General features: G+C 51.1%; 20 protein-coding genes and 1 tRNA gene. 11 read left to right on the forward strand and 10 right to left on the reverse strand.

Features of this window, described 5'->3' with window-relative positions:
• Positions 1-124 precede the first annotated feature (124 nt).
• Positions 125-1,135 (forward strand): type I glyceraldehyde-3-phosphate dehydrogenase, encoded by a 1,011-nt coding sequence (gene gap, locus GNT65_RS01620; protein ID WP_160793377.1) that lies wholly within the window; start codon positions 125-127, stop codon positions 1,133-1,135.
• A gap of 93 nt (positions 1,136-1,228) precedes the next feature.
• Here gap and GNT65_RS01625 read toward each other — a convergent pair whose 3' ends face one another.
• From GNT65_RS01625 to GNT65_RS01640, 4 genes are all read right to left on the reverse strand, one after another.
• Positions 1,229-1,561, reverse strand: coding sequence for a hypothetical protein (locus GNT65_RS01625; RefSeq protein WP_160793378.1), 333 nt, complete (start codon positions 1,559-1,561; stop codon positions 1,229-1,231).
• Positions 1,562-1,807: 246 nt separating this feature from the next.
• On the reverse strand, positions 1,808-2,083 hold the full coding sequence (locus tag GNT65_RS01630) for a hypothetical protein (protein WP_011865802.1): 276 nt from the start codon (positions 2,081-2,083) through the stop codon (positions 1,808-1,810).
• A 114-nt stretch (positions 2,084-2,197) separates the two neighbouring features.
• Positions 2,198-3,529: an NAD(P)/FAD-dependent oxidoreductase gene (locus tag GNT65_RS01635; protein WP_160793379.1), complete on the reverse strand. Its 1,332-nt coding sequence runs from the start codon at positions 3,527-3,529 to the stop codon at positions 2,198-2,200.
• 102 nt (positions 3,530-3,631) lie between these two features.
• A complete protein-coding gene (locus tag GNT65_RS01640) occupies positions 3,632-4,198 on the reverse strand; it encodes a GNAT family N-acetyltransferase (RefSeq protein WP_160793380.1) in 567 nt (188 codons plus the stop codon).
• Positions 4,199-4,319: 121 nt separating this feature from the next.
• Between GNT65_RS01640 and GNT65_RS01645 the strand changes: the two genes are divergently transcribed.
• Positions 4,320-5,399 (forward strand): hypothetical protein, encoded by a 1,080-nt coding sequence (locus tag GNT65_RS01645; protein ID WP_160793381.1) that lies wholly within the window; start codon positions 4,320-4,322, stop codon positions 5,397-5,399.
• A gap of 71 nt (positions 5,400-5,470) precedes the next feature.
• On the opposite strand, the gene GNT65_RS01650 is transcribed toward GNT65_RS01645, so the two are convergent.
• Positions 5,471-6,166, reverse strand: coding sequence for an SDR family oxidoreductase (locus GNT65_RS01650; RefSeq protein WP_160793382.1), 696 nt, complete (start codon positions 6,164-6,166; stop codon positions 5,471-5,473).
• A 154-nt stretch (positions 6,167-6,320) separates the two neighbouring features.
• Here GNT65_RS01650 and GNT65_RS01655 point away from each other — a divergent pair, with 154 nt between their 5' ends.
• The 3 genes from GNT65_RS01655 (at position 6,321) to GNT65_RS01665 (ending at position 12,168) form a co-directional block, all read left to right on the forward strand.
• Positions 6,321-7,331, forward strand: coding sequence for a phosphotransferase (locus GNT65_RS01655; protein WP_160793383.1), 1,011 nt, complete (start codon positions 6,321-6,323; stop codon positions 7,329-7,331).
• Between the two features lie 460 nt (positions 7,332-7,791).
• Entirely contained in the window at positions 7,792-8,979 is a 1,188-nt protein-coding gene (locus GNT65_RS01660; protein ID WP_160793384.1) for an efflux RND transporter periplasmic adaptor subunit, read from the forward strand.
• Between the two features lie 6 nt (positions 8,980-8,985).
• Positions 8,986-12,168 carry an efflux RND transporter permease subunit gene (locus GNT65_RS01665; RefSeq protein WP_160793385.1) on the forward strand — a complete coding sequence of 1,061 codons (3,183 nt, stop codon included), beginning with the start codon at positions 8,986-8,988 and terminating at the stop codon, positions 12,166-12,168.
• Positions 12,169-12,439: 271 nt separating this feature from the next.
• Here the strand turns inward: GNT65_RS01665 and GNT65_RS01670 are convergent.
• Together GNT65_RS01670 and punC are read right to left on the reverse strand one after the other, a co-directional pair.
• Positions 12,440-12,530, reverse strand: a tRNA-Ser gene (locus GNT65_RS01670).
• Between the two features lie 80 nt (positions 12,531-12,610).
• On the reverse strand, positions 12,611-13,903 hold the full coding sequence (punC, locus tag GNT65_RS01675) for a purine nucleoside transporter PunC (protein WP_160793386.1): 1,293 nt from the start codon (positions 13,901-13,903) through the stop codon (positions 12,611-12,613).
• Positions 13,904-14,033: 130 nt separating this feature from the next.
• Here punC and punR point away from each other — a divergent pair, with 130 nt between their 5' ends.
• From punR to GNT65_RS01705, 6 genes are all read left to right on the forward strand, one after another.
• Positions 14,034-14,936 (forward strand): DNA-binding transcriptional activator PunR, encoded by a 903-nt coding sequence (punR, locus tag GNT65_RS01680; protein WP_011865811.1) that lies wholly within the window; start codon positions 14,034-14,036, stop codon positions 14,934-14,936.
• 154 nt (positions 14,937-15,090) lie between these two features.
• On the forward strand, positions 15,091-15,750 hold the full coding sequence (locus GNT65_RS01685) for a Bax inhibitor-1/YccA family protein (RefSeq protein ID WP_160793387.1): 660 nt from the start codon (positions 15,091-15,093) through the stop codon (positions 15,748-15,750).
• Positions 15,751-15,938: 188 nt separating this feature from the next.
• The gene (tusD, locus tag GNT65_RS01690; protein ID WP_160793388.1) at positions 15,939-16,328 is read left to right on the forward strand and encodes a sulfurtransferase complex subunit TusD; all 390 of its coding nucleotides are present in this window, start codon (positions 15,939-15,941) and stop codon (positions 16,326-16,328) included.
• A gap of 36 nt (positions 16,329-16,364) precedes the next feature.
• Complete coding sequence (gene tusC, locus GNT65_RS01695) at positions 16,365-16,721, forward strand: sulfurtransferase complex subunit TusC (RefSeq protein WP_160793389.1); 357 nt, start codon at positions 16,365-16,367, stop codon at positions 16,719-16,721.
• A complete protein-coding gene (gene tusB, locus GNT65_RS01700) occupies positions 16,721-17,002 on the forward strand; it encodes a sulfurtransferase complex subunit TusB (protein WP_160793390.1) in 282 nt (93 codons plus the stop codon). The genes tusC and tusB overlap by 1 nt, the downstream gene beginning before the upstream one ends.
• A gap of 8 nt (positions 17,003-17,010) precedes the next feature.
• A complete protein-coding gene (locus tag GNT65_RS01705; RefSeq protein WP_160793637.1) occupies positions 17,011-17,334 on the forward strand; it encodes a TusE/DsrC/DsvC family sulfur relay protein in 324 nt (107 codons plus the stop codon).
• Positions 17,335-17,560: 226 nt separating this feature from the next.
• Here GNT65_RS01705 and serS read toward each other — a convergent pair whose 3' ends face one another.
• Genes serS through GNT65_RS01720 form a run of 3 tightly spaced genes read right to left on the reverse strand, consistent with a single transcriptional unit; the run spans position 17,561 to position 20,565 of the window.
• A complete protein-coding gene (gene serS / locus GNT65_RS01710) occupies positions 17,561-18,847 on the reverse strand; it encodes a serine--tRNA ligase (protein WP_160793391.1) in 1,287 nt (428 codons plus the stop codon).
• Positions 18,848-18,866: 19 nt separating this feature from the next.
• Entirely contained in the window at positions 18,867-19,241 is a 375-nt protein-coding gene (gene crcB, locus GNT65_RS01715; protein WP_011865819.1) for a fluoride efflux transporter CrcB, read from the reverse strand.
• Positions 19,234-20,565 carry an AAA family ATPase gene (locus GNT65_RS01720; RefSeq protein ID WP_160793392.1) on the reverse strand — a complete coding sequence of 444 codons (1,332 nt, stop codon included), beginning with the start codon at positions 20,563-20,565 and terminating at the stop codon, positions 19,234-19,236. The genes crcB and GNT65_RS01720 overlap by 8 nt, the downstream gene beginning before the upstream one ends.
• Position 20,566 lies beyond the last annotated feature (1 nt).

The following is a 20,566-nucleotide window of genomic DNA, read 5'->3' on the forward strand; positions in this document are numbered from 1 at the left end:
TGTAAAGAAAACAGCAAAATTGTTAAGCTAACTAGCCAATAAAACCCGATAACGCTTGACGATAGCTGTCAATTTGGTAATTTTACTACCAGATATTTTTATACATTTACCTGAGGGATATGAGATGACTATCCGCGTAGCAATTAACGGCTATGGCCGTATCGGTAGAAACGTACTTCGCGCACTTTATGAAAGCGAAAAGCAATACCCAATCCAAATCGTTGCGATCAACGACCTGGGTGATGCATCAATCAACGCTCACCTGACTAAGTACGACTCTGTACACGGTCGCTTCAATGCAAAAGTTGAGCACGACGACGAGGCTATCTACGTCAACGAAGACAAGATCAAGACCTTCTCTGAGCGTGATCCTGCGAAACTGCCTTGGGCCGAGCTTGAAGTCGACGTTGTCTTCGAATGTACCGGTATCTTCACTTCTAAAGAAGCGGTTCAGCCTCACCTAAACGCTGGCGCGAAGAAGGTGATCATCTCTGCACCGGGTAAGAACGTTGACGCAACTGTTGTTTACGGCGTAAACAACGAAGTGATCACCTCTGATATGACTGTGATCTCAAACGCTTCTTGTACCACCAACTGTCTGGCGCCTTTCGCTAAGCCGCTGAACGACGCTATCGGTATCGAATCGGGCCTGATGACTACCATTCACGCCTACACTAACGACCAGCGTCTATCAGACGTTTATCACACTGACCTGCGCCGCGCACGTGCCGCCGCTATGTCTATGATCCCAACTAAGACTGGCGCTGCTGCAGCCGTTGGTCTAGTGGTACCTGAGCTGGCTGGTAAATTTGACGGTATGGCAGTACGTGTCCCTACAGTGAACGTATCTCTGGTAGATCTATCGTTCGTTGCCGCGCGCGACACTACAGTTGAAGAGATCAACGCCATCATAGAGAAAGCAGCAAGCGTTGCACCTATGAGCGAAGTGCTGTCGGTAAACAAAGAGCCACTGGTTTCTATCGACTTCAACCACAACCCATTCTCTTCTAACTTCGACGCCACACAGACCCGTGTCAATGGCCGTCTAGTTAAAGTGATGGCATGGTACGACAACGAATGGGGCTTCAGTAACCGTATGCTAGATAACGCGGTTGCCCTAATGACTGCTAAGTAAGCAAAGTTACATTAAAGTCGTACTCATGAAAAAGGAGCCATTTAGGCTCCTTTTTTGTATCTGTTTTTTGTTTTCTGTTTATCCTTAAACACCTTATACGGTGCGCGCCATGGCGTCATCCAGGCTCGCTACCCCCTGACTAAGGTAACCTAACAAAATTTCTCGCTCGTCATCGGTTAATTCAACCGACAACACATAACGATAGAGTTCCAGTAACCGGCTCTTATAGCCAAGTAGCTGTTTGATGGTGATAGCGCCGGGTAAGAAGTAGTGCTCCGCCAGACAATCTGTGACCCGCTGGCAATCGCTCTGAATAAGACGCTTGATAAAATAGGCGCGGCTATTGGCAGCATGTAATGCACCGGCCTGCGCCGCAGGAATATGTTTGAGTTGTGCTTGAAGTCTTGGGGTGGCATTTGCTTGCATAGTGAACCTCTTAAGCCTAACACTTATTTCGTTTCACTATTATATTGGCGACAAACTGAACAGCGGCTTACCCGAAATGAATTAAGTAGCTTTTAAATAAGCCTTTAAACAAAAACCTTAAACCAGTTCTTGAACCTAATCTTAAGCTAGATATAGACAGGCTAAGCCTAATTTGGCCAGATTCTACTAGACTTGGCCACCTACCGCTCGCCATTGTCTCCAGTTGTGCTAACACATAGAATCAAGCTAGAAGCGTTTGATACGTACTACTTTCATCACTTCAAAATCGAAGCCTGCAACAGTTTCGGTTTCGGGATAATAGGTCATATTGACCTTGTGTCCCTGTAGGCTGCGATACTTCTTGGTGCGACGAAACTTAAAGGGAGCGTCACAGCCTTCTATGGTTACCGTATGTTGCACCCATTCATCAATCTCTCTCTGGGTATGGGATAAAATTTTCACGCCCTCTGAATGCACCAATTTCTGATGTTTATCGAGCATCTTATCTACAACATGTTTCATAGCGGGTAACCTTTATCGATGAGTTCTAACCTGTTTAAAAAAACGACAGTAGCAAATTATAGAACATCTCATCGGCTTTGCGTGTGGTTAGACCATGGTAGCAAAAATTCCTCCCTAACTGTACCTGTCCCTGAGCCAAGCATATTGATAATAGGCACTTTGTCCTAAGCGTCTCAGTCGCGCGAAGGGAAACTTAGGCAGTGGCGCTTGATAGAGAGGTAGTTCGGGCAAAGACTCTCCGGCAATATGCTGTGCCAGGCGATAGGCAGCCTGAGCCGAGAAGGCGACGCCTGAACCGCAGTAACCCAGACTGTACCCCATATCCCCTTGGCTATAGACATGAGGCATATCGTCCAAGGCGGCTGCAATCCATCCGGTCCAGTTATGATCGATAGCGATGTCTGCCAGCGCCGGGAAGCAATCTGCCATGGCGCTTTTTAACCGCTCGCCATAGCGGGGATCGCTGGCATCGGCGCCGCTTATCGCGCCGCGACCACCAAACAGCAATCGATTATCGCTAAGCAAACGGTAATAGTACTTGAGCCTGCGGGTATCCATCACCACCTGATGTGTCTTAAGGCCCGTCGCCTTAAGCTGCGCCCTACTGAGGGGGGCCGTTACTATGATGTTACTCAAGATGGGGAGATAGCGATTATCGACCGCCGGATTAAAACGCTTTGGGGTATAGGCATTACCGGCGCTCACCACCTGCTTAGCGATAAGCTCCCCCTTATCAGTGATTAATCTATGGTGAATCCCCTCTTTTAACCACTCCTTCACGCAGCTATCTTCATACAAGGCCACGCCCAGGGATTGCACCATGCGTTTATAGCCCAAACAGAGTTTTAGCGGATTTACCCCAAAACCATCATTTAGGCGAAGCGCGCCGTAGGCTTGATGATTATCCATGTAACTCTCTTTTAGTTCGCAAGGCGAGAGAAACTGAGCATCATCACCCAGATGCTCGGCGATAAAAGAAGCAGCGCCTTTTAGCGTACTATAGGCCTTGGCATTATGCGCTATCTTAAGATAGCCGTTGGGTTGAGGGTCGCAGGCGATATCATGCTGTTCAATCAACTGCTGGACTCGGCGCACCGCATTTGAAAACTCATTATAGATCCCTTTGGTGGTCTCCATGCCCCACTTCTTGGCCATCTGACTATAGCCCATACGTCCAGAGCCTTTGAGCACGAAGCCTGCGTTGCGACCGCTGGCACCAAAACCTATCTGATTCGCCTCGAGCACCCTGGCCTCGATATTAAATTCGCTGGCAAGATAATAGGCCGTCAGTAGCCCGGTAAAGCCACCACCTACGATGGCGACATCGGTTTGAATTCGGCCGTTAAGTGCTGGCAAGAGTTCGGGACGCGAGACCGTGGTAGCCCAATAGGAGTCTGGCCAGGGCTGACCACCTGGAAAGTCGTTAAGTAAGGGATCGTAGGACATAGTGTTTATGGCTTATAGAAAGTGATGATGCATATGGCGTTATCGCGATTTAACATCTTTGACTGGCTCGCGCTCGAGCCTAGAAATAGTCATAGCGTTAGCCTAGAAAGTCAGGATCATCTCGCAGGCGACGCAATGGCAATCGCTGCCACATAAGACGCAGACATAGTCGGGATGATCAGGGTTGTTATTCCAGCGCTCTGGATGTTCTTTAATAAGCAAACCGCCTGCCTTGGTAAAGTAGCCTACCGCGGAGTTTTCCGGGCTTTGTTTCCAGAGATGGCTAACTCCAGCCAAGGCTCCCTGGACTTTACAGGCCTCGATAGAGCTGTCTAGCAGTGCTTTGCCTATACCTAGGCCTCTCGCCTCCTCGGCCACCGTGTTGCATTTAAAATAACAGCAATCTTGCGGTTCAACGGGCCAAAGCTCGGGCGAGCACCAACGGTCCAGCGACCAGTTGCCCGGCGCATAGGTGAGACGAAATCCAACCAGTCTGTCATCTAGGTAGGCCACAAAGTTGGCGTTAATATTCGACTTAAACGCCTTCTTCTGTATCTGGCTCAGCATCTGCTCATCCAGATAGCCATCGCCATGCACCAGATTACCAAGGGCGATAACCCGCTCAAAATCTTCCTGCGCTAAGGGCCTAATTTCTACTTGGCTAATCATCGCCTTACTCGTCTGTTTACCTTGAATTAACCTCAAGGTAACATAAAACCCCTTTAAAAGAGTATGGATACGACTAAACGCATACTTCTTATACAATCCCAAATAGTAATGGAGTAGTTGGGTGAACATAGATTCCGCTAGACCGGCGCTGGAAGATAAACTAAAGCAGATCGCTTCTGCTCCAAAAAGATTCATGAATCGTCTCACCACGGTATGGCAAAGGTTGACCCTGCCTCAGAGACTCTATCTGCTTGCCGCGCTACTCTTGATGAGCGAGCATTTAGGCTTAGTGGCCATTATCACCACCATCGCCCTCACCCTGGAATTTTGGCCCCTGTTCGAGCGTGTCTGGCACTCCCTCGCCGGTAAGGCAATATTGCTACTCTTCTATGCCATAGTAGCCAACTATGCCTTGGCGATGGCGGGAGCAATCGTCAACGAGGTGGTGGGTGTGCCGGCGAATCATTTTAACTACACCCATAACTTTGCTATTTTGCTGCTTCTGCCCGCCTGGATCCTGGGCATTAGCGCCGTAGGCCTATTGTTTGTACAGCTGCTGATGCCTTTTTATCTCATGATCGCCCTGATCTTAAAACCCATTGGCATCAAGCTCTTTTCCCTTACCGGCAATAACCATTACCGTTTCACTACCCTGATGGTCAGGTTCGTCCTCTCCTTTGTCCTGCTCTATCATTTGATCCTGCTTATCGGTGATGTGGAGCAGAGGGTAGAATCTGCGCTAAGCGACATAAAAACCATGGAGCAATCACTAAAGAAAGACTCGAACCAAAATCAAAAGATGCGGCCAACCATCGAGACAGATGGCGCGGTTGCCAATGGAGATGTCGGGTACCAACCCGGTGCCAATGCTGGCGGGATAGAAAAGGAAGCTTCGTTGTTGGATCAGGATTTCATCCAAGTTCAACCAGATGATCAGACAGATAATCAACAAGATAGGGAGTTGGCGCTCGAATATGCCTCTTTACGACAAACCTATCATGATGTGATCCGCGTATTGATTGCACAATTTGCCTATTACTATGAGGCAGATAGCCGTTCTCGTTGTGAAAAGCATGAAGATGCCAACGTGGTCGAACTCAACGACTATGAGATTCTCGAGGTGGTACCAGACAATGCCGCAAAATATCGTTATCGCTTTACCGTGAGAAAGTGTATTTCGCCGGCCTTTCCGGACAAATAGTTAAAATATCCCGCTTGGGCGCAGATGCGCCCTCACCTTATCTACTCGTTATCCTCGGATAACTCCCGCAGTTACCAGGGGATCACCTGGCCATCGAAATTCAAGAATAACCCGGATTGGCCAGCGTCTAACTTATCGATACACTCAGCCATCTGGGCTACCGCCTCATTAACGGTGATCAGCGCATTTGGCCCACCCATGTCGGTCTGCACCCAGCCAGGGTGGAATGCTACGCAGTAGATCTCCTCGCTGCTAAGATCGATAGCCAAACTCTTAAGCGCAGCGTTGAGGCCCGCCTTAGATGATCGATAGAGATAACTGCCGCCGCTTTGGTTATCCGCCATGCTGCCCATCTTCGAAGAGATACAGACAACCTTGGCATTTGTCGCCTTCTGCAGCATGGGGTAACAAGTCTGAGTTACCATAAGGGGAGCTATGGTATTAACCGCCAATACCTTTTGCCATTCGGGGGCGTGTAACTGTCCGAAACCTATGCCTTTAGGACCGTAATAGCCGGCGTTATTGATCAAGAGATCTATGGGGGCATCATTGAGATGCCGCGGCAATGCTTGCACCGAGGTCTCATCGGTGACATCCAACTGAATGATGGTGAGGTTTGGATGGCTCTCCGCTAGCTGGATCAAGGCGCTTGCCTGCGCAGGCTGTCGGCAACAGGCACTAACGCTATCTCCGTTAGCGAGATAATACTTTACGAAGCCTAAACCTATGCCACGATTCGCTCCGGTGATCACCACATGCTTTGCCATAACGATTCCTTGGATTGTCGATAGTTACCCAGAGAGCATAACCTAAGGCTATGCGCTTTGCCTACTTTCGCTTTCCTCCGCTCGCACCGTCTGCGACAATATTGGCAACTAGATGACCAAGCTCAACGCGCTGGCGTAAAAGGAATCAACTATCTTGAATATTGAGCAGTTTCTTTGCCAAACATTTTCATCCAAACAGGCCATCAAGCTCGCGAGACTACAGACCCTATGGAGTGGTTATGGCGAGATAGCACGCTATGAGGTGCAAGGTCTCTCTCAACCCGTGATAGTCAAACATATCGCACCACCAAGCCAGAGCGCTCATCCCTACCAGTGGGACTCTGACCTATCCCACCAACGCAAGATGCGCTCTTATCAGGTAGAACTCAGTTGGTACAAGAACTTTAGCGGTCGCTGTCAACCAGACCTGAATCTTCCGGCGCTATTGGCAGCTCATCAAAATCCGGATAACCAAGAGATGCTGCTGGTGCTGAGCGATCTTGATGCCGCTGGTTTCAACTTACGCCACGATAGCCTCACGCTACCTCAGCTATATGCCGCGATCGACTGGCTAGCCAGTTTCCATGGACAGTTTGCCCATGAGGTATCAACAGATAGCCCTTATAAAGAACTTTGGCCTATCGGTACCTATTGGCACCTGGCGACTCGTCCCGAAGAATTGGCCGCAATGGCAGACTCCCCGCTTAAACAGGCGGCAGCGGAAATAGATACCAGGCTTAACCTCGCAAGATTTCAAACCTTAGTGCATGGCGATGCCAAGGTGGCAAACTTCTGTTTCCACGACGCTGCGGAGACACTTGGCATTAAAGGGATTGCCGCGTTGGACTTTCAGTACGTTGGTGCGGGTATTGGCATTAAGGATTTCATCTATCTACTCGGCAGTTGCATTGATGAATATGAGTTATTTCAATGCTATCGCCCTGCATGTGAGCACTATTTCAAACGATTGAAGGCACAACTAGAGCAAAGATGGTCAAGCGAGCGGGTCGATGAATTGATAGCGGAATGGCGGTTGCTCTTGCCCTTTGCCTGGGCCGATTTCGAGCGTTTTCTGGCCGGCTGGCAACCTCTGCACCACAAGCGTAACGCCTTCAGCCACCAGATGACGGAGCGCGCACTCGATGCGCTAAATGGCGTAAGATGACAGCTGTCTAAAAGCCTAAGCAAGCGCCCCCAATCCCGAGGCAAACTGAGATGTTTAGCGCTACAATCATACTAAGAGAGTGTTCGATATACGCAAACGGGTGAGTACCCAAATGTGCTATCTAAGTTAGCCAATAACGCGGCATCACACTCTCTTTCTAATACCTATGCGCCCTGCTCCGTTTAAGCTTACTCTTCATCACAAATCTATGGCAGTCTGGCTACCTATACCTTAGCCAACGTTTACGCTATCCCTCAGGCCTAAAGCCTAAACCTAAGCTGCCTGACCAAACCTATTTAGTGCCTACTAAACCGCCACCTTACATACCTGTTTACATTTAACCGCTTTAACAAATTACCCATTTCGATAACATTTACCCTGTAAAAAAATCTTTCGCCTAAGTATAAAAGCCTTTTTGCTAATAAATTTATTATCTTAGCTCCAACAAGAGGAAGTGTTTGTGGCTACCGTAAAACAGTTCGTATTGCCCATCGCCGTGTTAGTACTCGGGGGCGGCACCTTTGCCGTGCTAGCATCGATGAAAAAACCACCAGAAGAAAAACCTGTCGTTGACAATACGCCCGTCGTGGCCGTCGAGATTATCGACAAACAGCCCATGACTTTCACCGTAAACTCCTACGGTGTCGTCAACGCCAAGTATGAGACTGAGTTAGTCTCTCAGGTCACCGGCGAGATCGTCTACCTAAGCGATGCCTTTGTTCGTGGTGGTTTCGTAAAGAAAGGACAGGTATTGGCAAAGATAGATCCTAGCGACTACGAAGCCGCCCTCATCGATGCCAAGGCCACAGTCGCCAGCGCAAAAGCAACCCTGGTACAAGAGAAAGCCTATGGCAAGGTGGCTGCCGAAGAGTGGAAGCGAATCGAAAACGGTACGCCAACCGAACTAAGCCTGCGTAAACCCCAACTGGCACAGGAAGTGGCCCGACTCAACTCATCAGAAGCAGGGCTCAAGCGAGCGACCCGTAACCTCGAGCGTACGGTGATCAAGGCCCCCTATGATGCCCTGATAGAGAGCCGGCATATCGGCCTGGGCTCCTATGTGTCCAGCGGCACCCAACTGGGTAAGCTGCTCAGCACGGAGAAGGCAGAGATCCGCCTTCCTCTACCAGATAAAGAGATACGTTACCTCGACAACAAGGGTCTAGGCGCTCAGGTTATGCTCAAGGGTAACTTTGCCGGTGAGAGTAAAGCATGGCGCGGTAAGATAGTACGCAGCGAAGGCGTTATCGACAACCGTAGCCGCATGACCTATCTGGTGGCCGAGGTGCTCGATCCCTATGGGCTAAAGGACGACAAGCAGCCGCTTAGATATGGCAGCTATATCACGGCGCAGATCCACGGCTCTCAGGCTCAGGATGTCACCACCATCGCCAGACACCTGGTAGTTAACGACAAGGTCGCCATCATGACGCCGGAAAACACCTTGGCATTTAAGCCGGTAGATATCCTGCGTCAGCAAGGTACTCAAGTAGTGATAGGCGATGGATTAAATGATGGTATGCGCCTCATCACCTCGGCGCTGGATTACCCCATCGAAGGAATGAAACTCGCGCTGGCCGGCGACAAACCGACACCGACCCAAGATGAAGCCGTCGCCGAACAACTGGCTATGGAAGACAAGGAGTAGCGGCGAATGCCAGATCCAAATAAAGGCATAATCGCCTGGTTTGCCCGCAACAGCGTGGCAGCAAACTTGTTGATGATCATCATCATTATCGGCGGTTTGCTGACCGCCAGCACTATACGCAAACAGTTCTTTCCCCAGGCGGAGACTAACTGGGTCGAATTTAGCGCCTTCTATCCAGGGGCTGCGCCCCAAGAGGTAGAGGAAGGGATCACCATCAAGGTCGAGGAAGCTCTGGAGCGGATACAAGGCCTGAAGCGCGTCATCACCTACTCAAACCGAAATTCGGCTTCGGGTTATTTTCGCATCGAAGATTCCTATGACCCTCAGGTGGTGCTGGATGAGATCAAATCTGAGATCGACTCGATCTCCAGCTTTCCCGATGGCATGGAGCGCCCTCGCGTCGAGAGAATAAAGCACAGACAAGAGGTGTTTTATATCAGCCTCTACGGCGACCTGCCTCCCAAGCAGCTTAAGGAGTTCGGTGAGAAGATCCACGATGAGTTGATGCAGCTGCCAAAGGTGAACATAACCGAATTCTATGGCGGGCTGGACTATGAAATAGCTATCGAGGTCAGTAAAGACAGGCTGCGCGAATATAATCTCTCCTTTAACGATGTGGCCAAGGCGGTTCGCGGTTATTCACGCAATATGTCGGCCGGTCAAATCAAGGCGGAGAATGGCTACATCAGCCTACGGGTACAAAACCAAGCCTATGTTGGCTATGAGTTTGAAAGCCTTCCACTTATTACCCTGGAAGATGGCACTAAGCTCCTTCTCGGTGACGTGGCCAATGTGATCGACGGTTTCGAAGAAGGGATCCAATATTCCAAGTTTAATGGCAAAAACTCGGTGACCTTCTTTGTTGGTGCATCAAACGATCAGAGCATGACGGACGTGGCAAAGGTGGTAAACCAATACGTCGAGGATAAACAGGCCAGTCTGCCACAGGGATTGAATCTCGAGACCTGGGTGGATATGACCTATTACCTTCAGGGCCGACTCGATCTTATGCTAGATAGCATGAAGAGCGGCGCCATCTTGGTGTTTATCATGTTAGCCCTCTTTCTGCGGGTTCGCCTAGCCTTCTGGGTGATGATGGGGCTACCAGTCTGTTTCTTAGGCACACTGCTCTTCATGCCGGCAGCAATGATAGATGTCACTATTAATGTGATCAGCCTGTTTGCCTTCATCCTGGTGCTGGGGATAGTGGTCGATGATGCCATTGTCATGGGCGAAAGCGCCCATAGCGAATGTGAAGAGAAGGGGCAGACCCTGGACAATGTGGTCCGCGGCGTGAAGAAAGTAGCTATGCCAGCTACCTTCGGCGTGTTAACCACAATCGCCGCCTTCCTGCCGATCACCATGGATGACGGCCCCTCGGCGGCCTTCGGTCAGTCGATCGGTTACGTGGTGATCTTGTGTCTGTTGTTTTCGCTGGTGGAATCCAAGCTCATCCTGCCGGCACACTTAGCCAGGATGAAACAGAAAACCCAAGTCAAGCCTGGCTCGAAGAATCCCATCAATCTGCTGCGCATTGGGGTGAATTACCTTCAGGCTAAGGTGGACAATGGACTGCAGTTTGTCATCTATCGTCTGTACAAGCCTTCACTGACACTGTCGGTAAAATACAGATACATGATTATCGCCTTATTCATCTCCTTAATCTTGGTGTGCGCCGGCCTCTATTCCGGCGGGATCCTTCGCTACGTGGGACAACCTAAGATCCCCCATGATTTTCCGCGTATCAGTGTCGAGATGAACCTGGATTCCTCGGAGCAAGCGACCCTGTCTGCTGCATTGGCAATCGAACAGGCACTCTATAAGGTTGACGATGAGCTAGAACGCGAATTTGGTCAGCGAATGATCGCAGACATGCAGGTAGACCTTCAAGGCAGAACCAGTGCTCAGGTGATGACCAAGTTAGTGGCGCCCGAACAGCGCCCCCTGGACACCTTTGCCCTGGCCGAACGTTGGCGAGCGGCGATGCCGCAGATCCCAGGAGTAAAATCCTTCAACATTCGGGATAACCTGTTTGGCGGTGGTCGTGACGATGGCGATATCAGTTTCCGCCTCGAAGGTAAAGACGAGGCTCAACTGATTGCCGCCGCTAAGGCGCTAAAGACCAAGCTCAACAGTCTGCAGGGCGTTGGCGATGTCAACGACAGTCGCCAGTCCAGCGCCAAAGAGGTGCAATTTAGCCTTAAGCCACTGGCAAACAGCGTCGGCCTCACCCTCGCCGATGTGGCCTCTCAGGTCAGCGCCAGCTTCTACGGTCTCGAGGCTCAGCGCATCCTGCGTAACGGCGAGGAGATCAAGGTGATGCTGCGCTATCCCGAGGAGCAGCGTAACGCTATCGCCCACGTGACCGAGGTGATGATCCTCACGCCACAGGGCGCAGAGATCCCCCTCTCCGAAGTCGCCGAGATCCAGGTCACCCAAGGGGTCAGCGGGATCAGGCGTGAAAACGGTAACCGTACCATCAATGTATGGGCCTCTGTCGATGCGTCACAGGCCGAGCCTTTCAAGCTAGCCCAGGACATTCGCGATAACTTTATCCCTGAGCTACTGCGCCAGTACCCCAGGGTGCAGAGTGAGGTCGCAGGCAACATTCAGGAACAGATAGATAGCGCCAATACCCAGATGCGTAACTTCATCATCTCGCTGTTGGTGATCTACAGCCTGCTGGCCGTGCCGCTCAAGTCCTATGTGCAGCCCATGATGATCATGTCGGTGATCCCCTTTGGCATCATAGGCTCGGTACTTGGACACATGCTGCTTGGCATAGACCTAAGCGCCCTTTCCCTCTTCGGCATCATCGCCGCTGCGGGGGTGGTGGTTAACGATTCCCTGGTGATGGTGGATTACATCAACCGAGCGCGCCTGAGTGGCATCACCATGAAGGTTGCCGTGATTGAGGCGGGTTGCCGTCGTTTCAGGGCTATTCTGCTCACCTCGCTCACTACCTTCATCGGCCTGGTGCCCATCATGAGTGAAACCAGCATGCAGGCTAAGATGGTGATCCCTATGGCGGTGTCCCTCGCCTTCGGTGTCCTGTTTGCCACCATAGTGACCCTGGTATTGATCCCATGTCTCTACGTTGCCATCGAAGATACTAAGACAGTGTTTAATTGGATCTACAACCGAATCACCGGCGTTAAGGTGAACAAACCCGTGATTTCAGAGCAGTAGTCTGACTACTACTTGCTAAAACAGAAAAAGCCCGTGTAACAGCGGGCTTTTTTACAACCAAGCGCCTCTCCAGCGCCAGAAAGCTGAGGCACCATCATTCAAACAGCCTTTGAAAATGAAAAAAGAAACGAAAAAAGGCTTCCATTTCTGGAAGCCTTTTCTCTTAATGTGGCGGAAAGATAGCAGGGCTTAAACGTTAGGAGCCCGGTTGTTGCTCATTTCCTATATGCTAGATAGCACAAAGCCCGCTAAAAAACGGGCTTTGGTAATATGGCGGAGAGATAGGGATTTGAACCCTAGACGGGCTATAAACCCGTGCCGGTTTTCAAGACCGGTGCATTCGACCACTCTGCCATCTCTCCGAACGCCGCGAATAATATAGCGCCCTATTTCGCTTGTAAAGGGAAAATAGACCTAAAAGGCGCATTTGGCGAACTTACGCTCACTTTGTCGAATCTTCATCCTGATGCAGCGCTATTTTAGCGGGATCAGGGGTAGAGATGGCACCGAAAACGGATCGCCAGTTGTCATAGCCACGCACCTGATAGCCGATTAAAACCCCTATGGCACTGATGACTATGCCTACGCCAATCGCCTTCTCTCCGCTACTGGCCCAAAGTGCAACGAGTGAAGATGCACCGAAGGCGATACTGATCTGCAAGAAGTTCTGTAGTCCCGCCGCCTTGGCCGACGCCAGCTTGAACACCTGTAGCGCCGAGTTAACCACTATCGGGTAACAGGCGCCGTTGGCGGCCGCCATCACAGAGAAAATACTCAGTAGAGGCCAAATACTAGCGGCAGGATAACATAGGGTTACCAGAGCGATACCGGCAACACAGGTGCCAAACAGCAATAAGACCCAAGTGAGTGTCACCTCGGCGCCAAGGCGACGTATGAATAGCTTGCTCAAGTAGCCCCCGAGAATAAACATCACGGTTTGTGGAACAAAACTCAGGCCTATCGCCTTGGCCTCAAACCCATGTTGCTCCATCACTATCGGCCAGAGGGTAAGATAGGAGAAGAAGGCCGCAGAGCAGGCGCCAAATACCAACACGTTTCCCAGATATCTGGGGCTAGCCAGCATATCCAAGTAGCTCACACGCACACTCTTTCGAACCTGTGTGTCTTTGCCTTGCTCACCACTAGCCCCTTGCGCCTCGCTATTAGCTAGGTTTTCCCTGTTATCCCCCCAGACAAGAGTCGCCAGGATAAGCACTAGGCTCAAGGCGCCAAGGATGAAGAAGATACTGTGCCACTGCTGCCATTCCAGCAGGTAGGCGCCTAAGATGGGGGCTAGGGCCGGCGATAAGGCCACGAGTGGCATGATGTTGCTAAATACCTGTTGCGCCTCGTCTGCTTTATAACGATCGATCACTATCGCCTGCCATATCACAGACGCACTACAGGCGCCAAGGGCCTGGAAGAAGCGCGCAACGTTAAACATGGCGATGGAGTCGCTATTGGCGATCACTAGGCTGGCGGCGCCAAACAGGGCAAGCCCCAAAACCAGGCTTAGCCGTTTACCTATAGCCTGTACCAAGGGGCCATATAGCAGCTGGCCCAACGCCAGACCGGCGAGAAAGAAAGTCAACGAACCGGCAACCTGTGTGGCACTGGCATCCAAACTTGTTTCAATTGCTTTGAAGGCAGGTAAATACATGTCAGTCGCAATAAAGCCCAACATGCTCAGTAGCGCCAGATAGATAAGAAAAGAAAAATTAGCGATTTTATTCATAAAAATAGAAGATTCACTTTAACTAACCAAAGAAGTCGGTGAGTCTATTGACTTGCCAATTGCTTGTGAAACGTTTATTTTTGCTTACAGCCTTCAAATATTCTCACGGCAAATTTAGGAGCAATTCAAGATGCTTTCAGAACAGTCGATGCAATTAATTGATATGGTGGCCCGTGTCGGAAGTTTTACCGCAGCGGCCAACAAGTTACATAAGGTGCCCTCAGCCGTGAGTTACGCCGTGAAGCAGGTTGAGGAAGATTTGGGGGTCGTTCTGTTTGAGCGCCATCACCGAAGTGTGAGCCTCACCCCGGCAGGCGAACACTTCGTTAAACAGGTACGCTCCATGCTCACCCACCTGGCATCGCTGAAGGAAGACACCAAACGCGTGGCTAATGGCTGGCAGCCCACGCTGTCGATAGCTCTGGATAACATAGTGCGCGCCGATAAGATCAGTAACCTGATCGCCGATTTCTACCGTCACTTCGACAATGTCGAGCTGATCATTCGCATCGAAGTCTTTAACGGCGTCTGGGAGGCCATCGCCACCGGTCGCAGCGACATCGCCATTGGGGCGACGACAGCTATTCCCGTGGGCGGTGATTACCGCTTTAAGGACATGGGGGATATCGAATGGACCTTCCTGGTGAGTAAACATCACCCCTTAGCAGCCATAGATAGACCCCTGCTGGATGATGAGCTGCGCAGCTACCCCTCTATCTGTCTGGAAGACACGTCTCGAGAGATCCCTAAACGCATGACATGGCTGTTAGATAACCAACGCCGTTTGGTGGTGCCCGACTGGATCCGCGCCATCAACTGCTTCCGCGAGGGCCTTGGCATAGGTTACATGCCCAAACACTTCGCCACCCCCTTTGTGCAGGCCGGCGCCCTCATTGAGAAAGAGTTGGAGCGCCCTAAGGCACCAAGCCCCTGCTGTTTGGCCTGGAACGATGCCAATATGTCGCCTGCCATGGCCTGGGTGCTCGATTATCTCGGCGATAGCGAAAAACTACAGCGAGACTGGTTTAATTAACGGATCGTCAAGCAGATGGGCTTTCGCCCTCCCCTTAGCTCGGTTATGATAATAGTCTTGTAAAACAAGTTAAATCCGGTTCATGAAATGGAACTCTTGTAACCGATTTGACTCAAATAAACCATCAAGTTAGTGATAGTCACTGGAGATAAAGATGACGCAAGAAACACTATATGCAAGCCATGCTTCGACACAAGAAGTGAATAAGCTGCTTAAAAATACCTATCTGCTACTCTCGATGACACTGGGCTTCTCAGCGCTCTGTGCGGGACTGGCCATGGTAATGCAAATCAGTCCTCTCATGTCTATCGGTCTGTCGATCGGTGGTTTCATTTTATTGTTTGTCACCCTGAGAAAAGCCGAATCGGCCGCGGGTCTGTTCTGGGTGTTCGCCTTTACCGGTATGGAAGGCGCATCTTTGGGTTACATGCTTAACCATTATGCCGGCATGGCCAACGGTCCTCAGCTAATCATGCAGGCCTTAGGTCTAACTGCCGTGGTGTTTGTAACCCTGAGTGGCTATGCCATCACCACCAAGAAAGACTTCTCTTTCATGCGTGGTTTCCTGCTGGCCGGCCTGGTCATTGCCATCGTTGCCGGTATCGCCAACATCTTCATCGGTAGCGGCGCTGTGTTCATGGCCCTCAACGCGGGTATAGCTCTGTTGATGACAGGCTTTATTCTGTTCGACACCAGCCGCATCGTTAACGGTGGTGAAACCAACTACATTCGCGCTACCGTGGCCTTGTATCTGGACTTCTTGAACCTGTTCATCTCTATTCTGCATCTGCTGGGTGCAGGCGGCGACGACTAATCTGTCGCCTCTTAATTGCAGCCCGCCCAATTCGGCGGGCTTTTTTATGGCCTTTGTTCATGAACAATAGGTCCTTTTCTTTGGCAAAACAGCCAGGATATCGACCGGGTGTTTGGGATCGATTTAAAAAACAGATAGAATAGCCCATTAAAGCCGAGCTCTTACGGCGCAATATTAAGTTAGGGTTAATGAGTAAGCTCATCATTCAAGTCAATCAGCCGGGTTATGGCCAGGGCAGCAGCTATCAGGCGCTCCAGTTTACCCAGGCAGCTATAGACGCCGGCCATGAAGTACTAAAGGTCTTTTTCTATCAAGACGGCGTGTTGTCGACCAATCACCTACAGTCTCCCGCTTCCGATGAGTTTGCCCTCTACCAGGCATGGCGTGAGCTAGGGCAGACACATCAGGTGCCTCTGGTCAACTGCGTATCGGCGGCGCTACGCCGCGGCGTACTTTCTGCGGCAGAGTCGGCGGAAAACCAGTTACAACACTGGAATCTCGAGCCTCCCTTTCAGATGGGGGGCCTAGGCGAACTCGTGACCGGCGTAGAGCAAGCCGATCGCGTGATCTGTTTTTAAGCCCCAGATGTTAAACATCCGCTTTTTGGAAAAATGATGAAAAAGATTGCCATTATCTTCAGGCACGCGCCCCATGGCAGTGCAAAGGGCAGAGAAGGATTAGATTTTGCGCTGCTCAGCGCCACTTTCGAGCAAGAGATCAGCCTGATCTTCGCCGATGAAGGCGTACTCAACCTAGTGCCACAACAGACGCCGGAAGCAATAGGGGCCAAAGATTTCCTAGCTGCCTTCAAGGCTCTCCCCCTGTACGATATCGAGTGCGTCTATGCCTGTCATCAGAGTCTGGCTGACTATCAACTGGAGGAATCAGCACTGGCCATCCCGCTGGAAGTGAAAACCCCGGCCGAGATAGCTGAGTTGCTAACCCAAGCCGATGAGGTCTTTGTCTACTGATGATACTGCATATCGTTCAATACTCCGCGGCCCAGGATAATGCCCTAGCTACCAGCCTTCGTTATATTCAACCCCAAGACACGCTCTTGTTGATGGGCGATGGCATCAACAGCCTGTTGCAGCGCAAATGGCAAGCCACCTTGAGCGACACACAAGTCTGCCTACTCGAGCAAGATGTGGTCGCCAGAGGCTTACAAACCCGGTTAGGTCAATATCAGCAGCTTAGCCAGGCCGAATTTGTCCAATACACATTAACTCACGCTAAGGTGATCACTTGGTAAATTTTATTATGTACGGCAATGCCCAAATCCCCACAGATCCCCAGGGCTACCTTAAAAATGTCGATGACTGGAATGAAGAACTGGCAGAGCTTATCGCGACAGAAGAAGAGATAACGCTGACGCCCGCACACTGGGAAGTGGTGCATTTCGTGCGCGATTTCTATATGGAGTTTAAGACAAGCCCTGCCATTCGTGTGCTGGTCAAGGCCATAGGGCAGAAACTTGGCCCCGAAAAAGGCAATTCAAAGTATCTCTATACCCTATTCCCCTTGGGCCCGGCAAAACAGGCCACCAAGATCGCGGGACTGCCTAAACCTGCCAAGTGCATCTAGTCCTTTAGTCTGTTTAGGCCAATCTATTAGCTTTCGTTTAGTGATAAAAAAACCTTCGCAGTTGCGAAGGTTTTTTTTGTGGTTAGAGATTTTTCATCACTAACATAATCGCTTTACCAAATGTTGCTAACATTACTGCGAAAAAGATACAGATAATGACGACATAGGTCAGCCACTGAAAATAGCGCCCACCGTTATCCATGTTTCACACTATCTCTCTATCGCGTTAGCCTATTTGTGTCAGGCCGCCCATGTATGAACGCAGCGCCTCGGGGACAGTAATAGAGCCATCGGCATTCTGATAGTTTTCCAGCACGGCCACTAAGGTACGACCAACGGCCAGACCCGAACCGTTCAGTGTGTGCAATAGTGACGGCTTCTTAGCTGACTTAGCCTTGTAGCGCGCCTGCATGCGACGGGCCTGGAAGTCCTGCATGTTGCTGCAAGATGAGATCTCACGGTAGGTGTTCTGCGCAGGCAGCCAGACTTCGATGTCGAAGGTCTTCGCCGCGCCAAAGCCCATGTCACCTGTGCAGAGCACTACGGTGCGATATGGCAGGCCTAGGCGTTGCAGCACGGTTTCGGCGTGCAGAGTCAGGCTCTCGAGTGCCGCCATAGAATCTTCCGGCTTCACCAGCTGAACCAACTCGACCTTGTCAAATTGGTGCTGACGGATCAGACCACGAGTATCACGGCCATAAGAGCCCGCTTCGCTGCGGAAACAAGCCGTATGAGCCGTCATCTTAATCGGCAGCTCGTCTTCATCGATAATGGTATCGCGAGCCAGGTTAGTCAGCGGCACCTCGGCTGTTGGGATCAGGCTAAGACCCTGCCCCTCTTCGGTCGCCGGCTTAGTGTGAAACAGATCTTCACCAAACTTAGGCAGCTGACCCGTACCCAATAAACTGTCTTCGTTAACCAGCAGTGGAACATAGGTTTCAGTGTAACCATGCTCTGTGGTGTGTAGATCCAGCATGAACTGAGCGAGCGCACGATGCATGCGAGCGATCTGCCCCTTCATCACGATGAAACGCGAGCCGGTGATCTTAACGGCGCTCTTGAAGTCTAAACCTGCGTGTTGCTCGCCCAGGTCAACATGATCTTTGACTTCAAAATCAAATTGCTTAGGCTCACCCCAGCGGCGGATCTCAACATTTTCGTTTTCATCTGCGCCAATAGGCGCCGACTCGTCCGGCAGGTTAGGTACACTCATGGCGATAGCGTTAAGCTCTTCCAGCAGCTGGCCGAGTTCGGCCTTCTTGCTGTCCAGCTCGGCGCCGAGATCGCCGACCTTGGCCATGATAGGCGCAACATCTTCACCCTTTGCCTTAGCCTGACCGATAGATTTGGAGATTGCATTACGGGACGCTTGCAGCTCTTCTGTAGCCACCTGTAGTGACTTACGCTTTTCCTCTAATTTGCTGAGACGATCCACATCCAGGATAAAACCACGGGTGGCGAGACGCTCGGCGGTCGCTTCTAATTCAGTACGTAAAAATTTGGGATCTAACATGTTTTTAGTTTCTTAATAGTTAAATGCGAGAAAAAACCAACTGCTGTCCTAAATAGACCATGAATAAACATAGACATAGGTTCAGAGCGATATTTGTAAATGCTTTCAACCAGGCGCCCTGCTGCATCAATAGCAGGGTTTCGTTCGAAAAAGTTGAAAACGTCGTAAGTGCTCCTAATAACCCAACACCTACTAATGCTTTGATTTCAGGACTGACCTGACTCGCCTCACCTAGGGCATAGATCACGCCCATCAGGAAGGAGCCGATCACATTGACCATGAGTGTACCAAAAGGAAAAGAAGAGCCAAACACCTGAATCATGAATATTGAAATAAGATAACGAAATACGGCGCCGATGGAACCACCCAAGGCCACAAAAATGAGATTATTCATAGCGTTTCACCTCACTTGCCCTGTCCATTTCTGCCAAGGTGGCCAGCTTGGTCTTGATACGCTTCTCGAAACCATGCTCGCTGGGGTAATAAAACTGCGTGCCTGCTAGCGGCTCGGGGAAATAGCACTCACCGCTGGCATAATGATTGGGTTCGTCATGGGCGTAGCGATAACCTTCACCAAGGCCGATATCGGCCATCAATTGAGTCGGCGCATTACGCAGATGGTTCGGCACCGGCTGACTGCCGGTTTCCCGGGCCAACTGACGCGCCGCCTTGAAGGCGGTATAGACTGCGTTACTCTTGGGGGCGCAGGCGAGATAGACCACGGCCTGGGCGATCGCTCGCTCCCCTTCGGCCGGCCCCACCCTATGGAAACATTCCCAGGCATTGACCGCCACCGACATGGCCACAGGATCGGCGTTACCTATATCTTCCGAAGCGATGGCGAGCAGGCGGCGAGCCACATAAAGCGGATCGCAGCCGCCCTCGAGCATGCGGCAATACCAGTAGAGCGCCGCATCCGGCGCAGAGCCGCGAATCGACTTATGCACCGCAGAGATGAGGTCGTAATATTGATCGCCATTTTTATCGAACCCGGCCAGTTGCTGGCCGGCGACCTCGATGAGCATCGAAGGATTAAACTCGCCGCCGTCTGGCAACATATCGCTCATCAGTTCGATAAGGTTTAATGCCTTACGGGCATCACCGTCACAGAGACTGGCGAGTTGGCTCGCCACCTCATCTGGCATCTTCAGCTGGCGCTTACCCAGGCCGCGCTGCTCATCTTCCAGCGCCTGACGGATTATCTTGATGATCTCCGCGTCTTCCAGGCGCTTGATCAGATAGACTCTGGCGCGGGACAGCAGCGCGTTATTGATCTCAAACGAAGGGTTTTCCGTGGTGGCACCGATAAAAATCACAGTGCCATCTTCGATAAAGGGCAAGAAGGCATCTTGCTGACTCTTGTTGAACCTGTGCACCTCGTCGACAAACAGCAAGGTCCGCTGCCCACGGGACTGGGCCACACTCTTGGCGTGCTCGATGGCGGCGCGGATCTCTTTGACCCCTGAGGTGACTGCAGAGATCCGCTCGACATGAGCATTGGCATGATGAGCAACCAGCTCGGCAAGCGTTGTCTTGCCAGTGCCCGGTGGTCCCCAAAACATCATGGAGTGGGCTCTGCCAGCCTCGAGGGCTTGACGCAGGGGCTTGCCCTCACCTAACAGATGATCTTGGCCTATATACTGCGCCAGGGTTTCCGGCCGCATTCTTGCGGCGAGCGGACGAAAATCGGGAGCGAAATCGAAACTTAAGCTAGACACT

The organism is Shewanella insulae (assembly GCF_009831655.1).
GTDB lineage: Bacteria > Pseudomonadota > Gammaproteobacteria > Enterobacterales > Shewanellaceae > Shewanella > Shewanella insulae.

Bases quoted from the DNA above. Each gene is read 5' to 3' on its own strand.
- gap (WP_160793377.1), top strand. From the start codon at position 125: ATGACTATCCGCGTAGCAATTAACGGCTATGGCCGTATCGGTAGAAAC.
- GNT65_RS01625 (WP_160793378.1), bottom strand. From the start codon at position 1,561: ATGCAAGCAAATGCCACCCCAAGACTTCAAGCACAACTCAAACATATT.
- GNT65_RS01630 (WP_011865802.1), bottom strand. From the start codon at position 2,083: ATGAAACATGTTGTAGATAAGATGCTCGATAAACATCAGAAATTGGTG.
- GNT65_RS01635 (WP_160793379.1), bottom strand. From the start codon at position 3,529: ATGTCCTACGATCCCTTACTTAACGACTTTCCAGGTGGTCAGCCCTGG.
- GNT65_RS01640 (WP_160793380.1), bottom strand. From the start codon at position 4,198: ATGATTAGCCAAGTAGAAATTAGGCCCTTAGCGCAGGAAGATTTTGAG.
- GNT65_RS01650 (WP_160793382.1), bottom strand. From the start codon at position 6,166: ATGGCAAAGCATGTGGTGATCACCGGAGCGAATCGTGGCATAGGTTTA.
- GNT65_RS01665 (WP_160793385.1), top strand. From the start codon at position 8,986: ATGCCAGATCCAAATAAAGGCATAATCGCCTGGTTTGCCCGCAACAGC.
- punC (WP_160793386.1), bottom strand. From the start codon at position 13,903: ATGAATAAAATCGCTAATTTTTCTTTTCTTATCTATCTGGCGCTACTG.
- punR (WP_011865811.1), top strand. From the start codon at position 14,034: ATGCTTTCAGAACAGTCGATGCAATTAATTGATATGGTGGCCCGTGTC.
- GNT65_RS01685 (WP_160793387.1), top strand. From the start codon at position 15,091: ATGACGCAAGAAACACTATATGCAAGCCATGCTTCGACACAAGAAGTG.
- tusD (WP_160793388.1), top strand. From the start codon at position 15,939: ATGAGTAAGCTCATCATTCAAGTCAATCAGCCGGGTTATGGCCAGGGC.
- tusC (WP_160793389.1), top strand. From the start codon at position 16,365: ATGAAAAAGATTGCCATTATCTTCAGGCACGCGCCCCATGGCAGTGCA.
- tusB (WP_160793390.1), top strand. From the start codon at position 16,721: ATGATACTGCATATCGTTCAATACTCCGCGGCCCAGGATAATGCCCTA.
- GNT65_RS01705 (WP_160793637.1), top strand. From the start codon at position 17,011: ATGTACGGCAATGCCCAAATCCCCACAGATCCCCAGGGCTACCTTAAA.
- serS (WP_160793391.1), bottom strand. From the start codon at position 18,847: ATGTTAGATCCCAAATTTTTACGTACTGAATTAGAAGCGACCGCCGAG.
- crcB (WP_011865819.1), bottom strand. From the start codon at position 19,241: ATGAATAATCTCATTTTTGTGGCCTTGGGTGGTTCCATCGGCGCCGTA.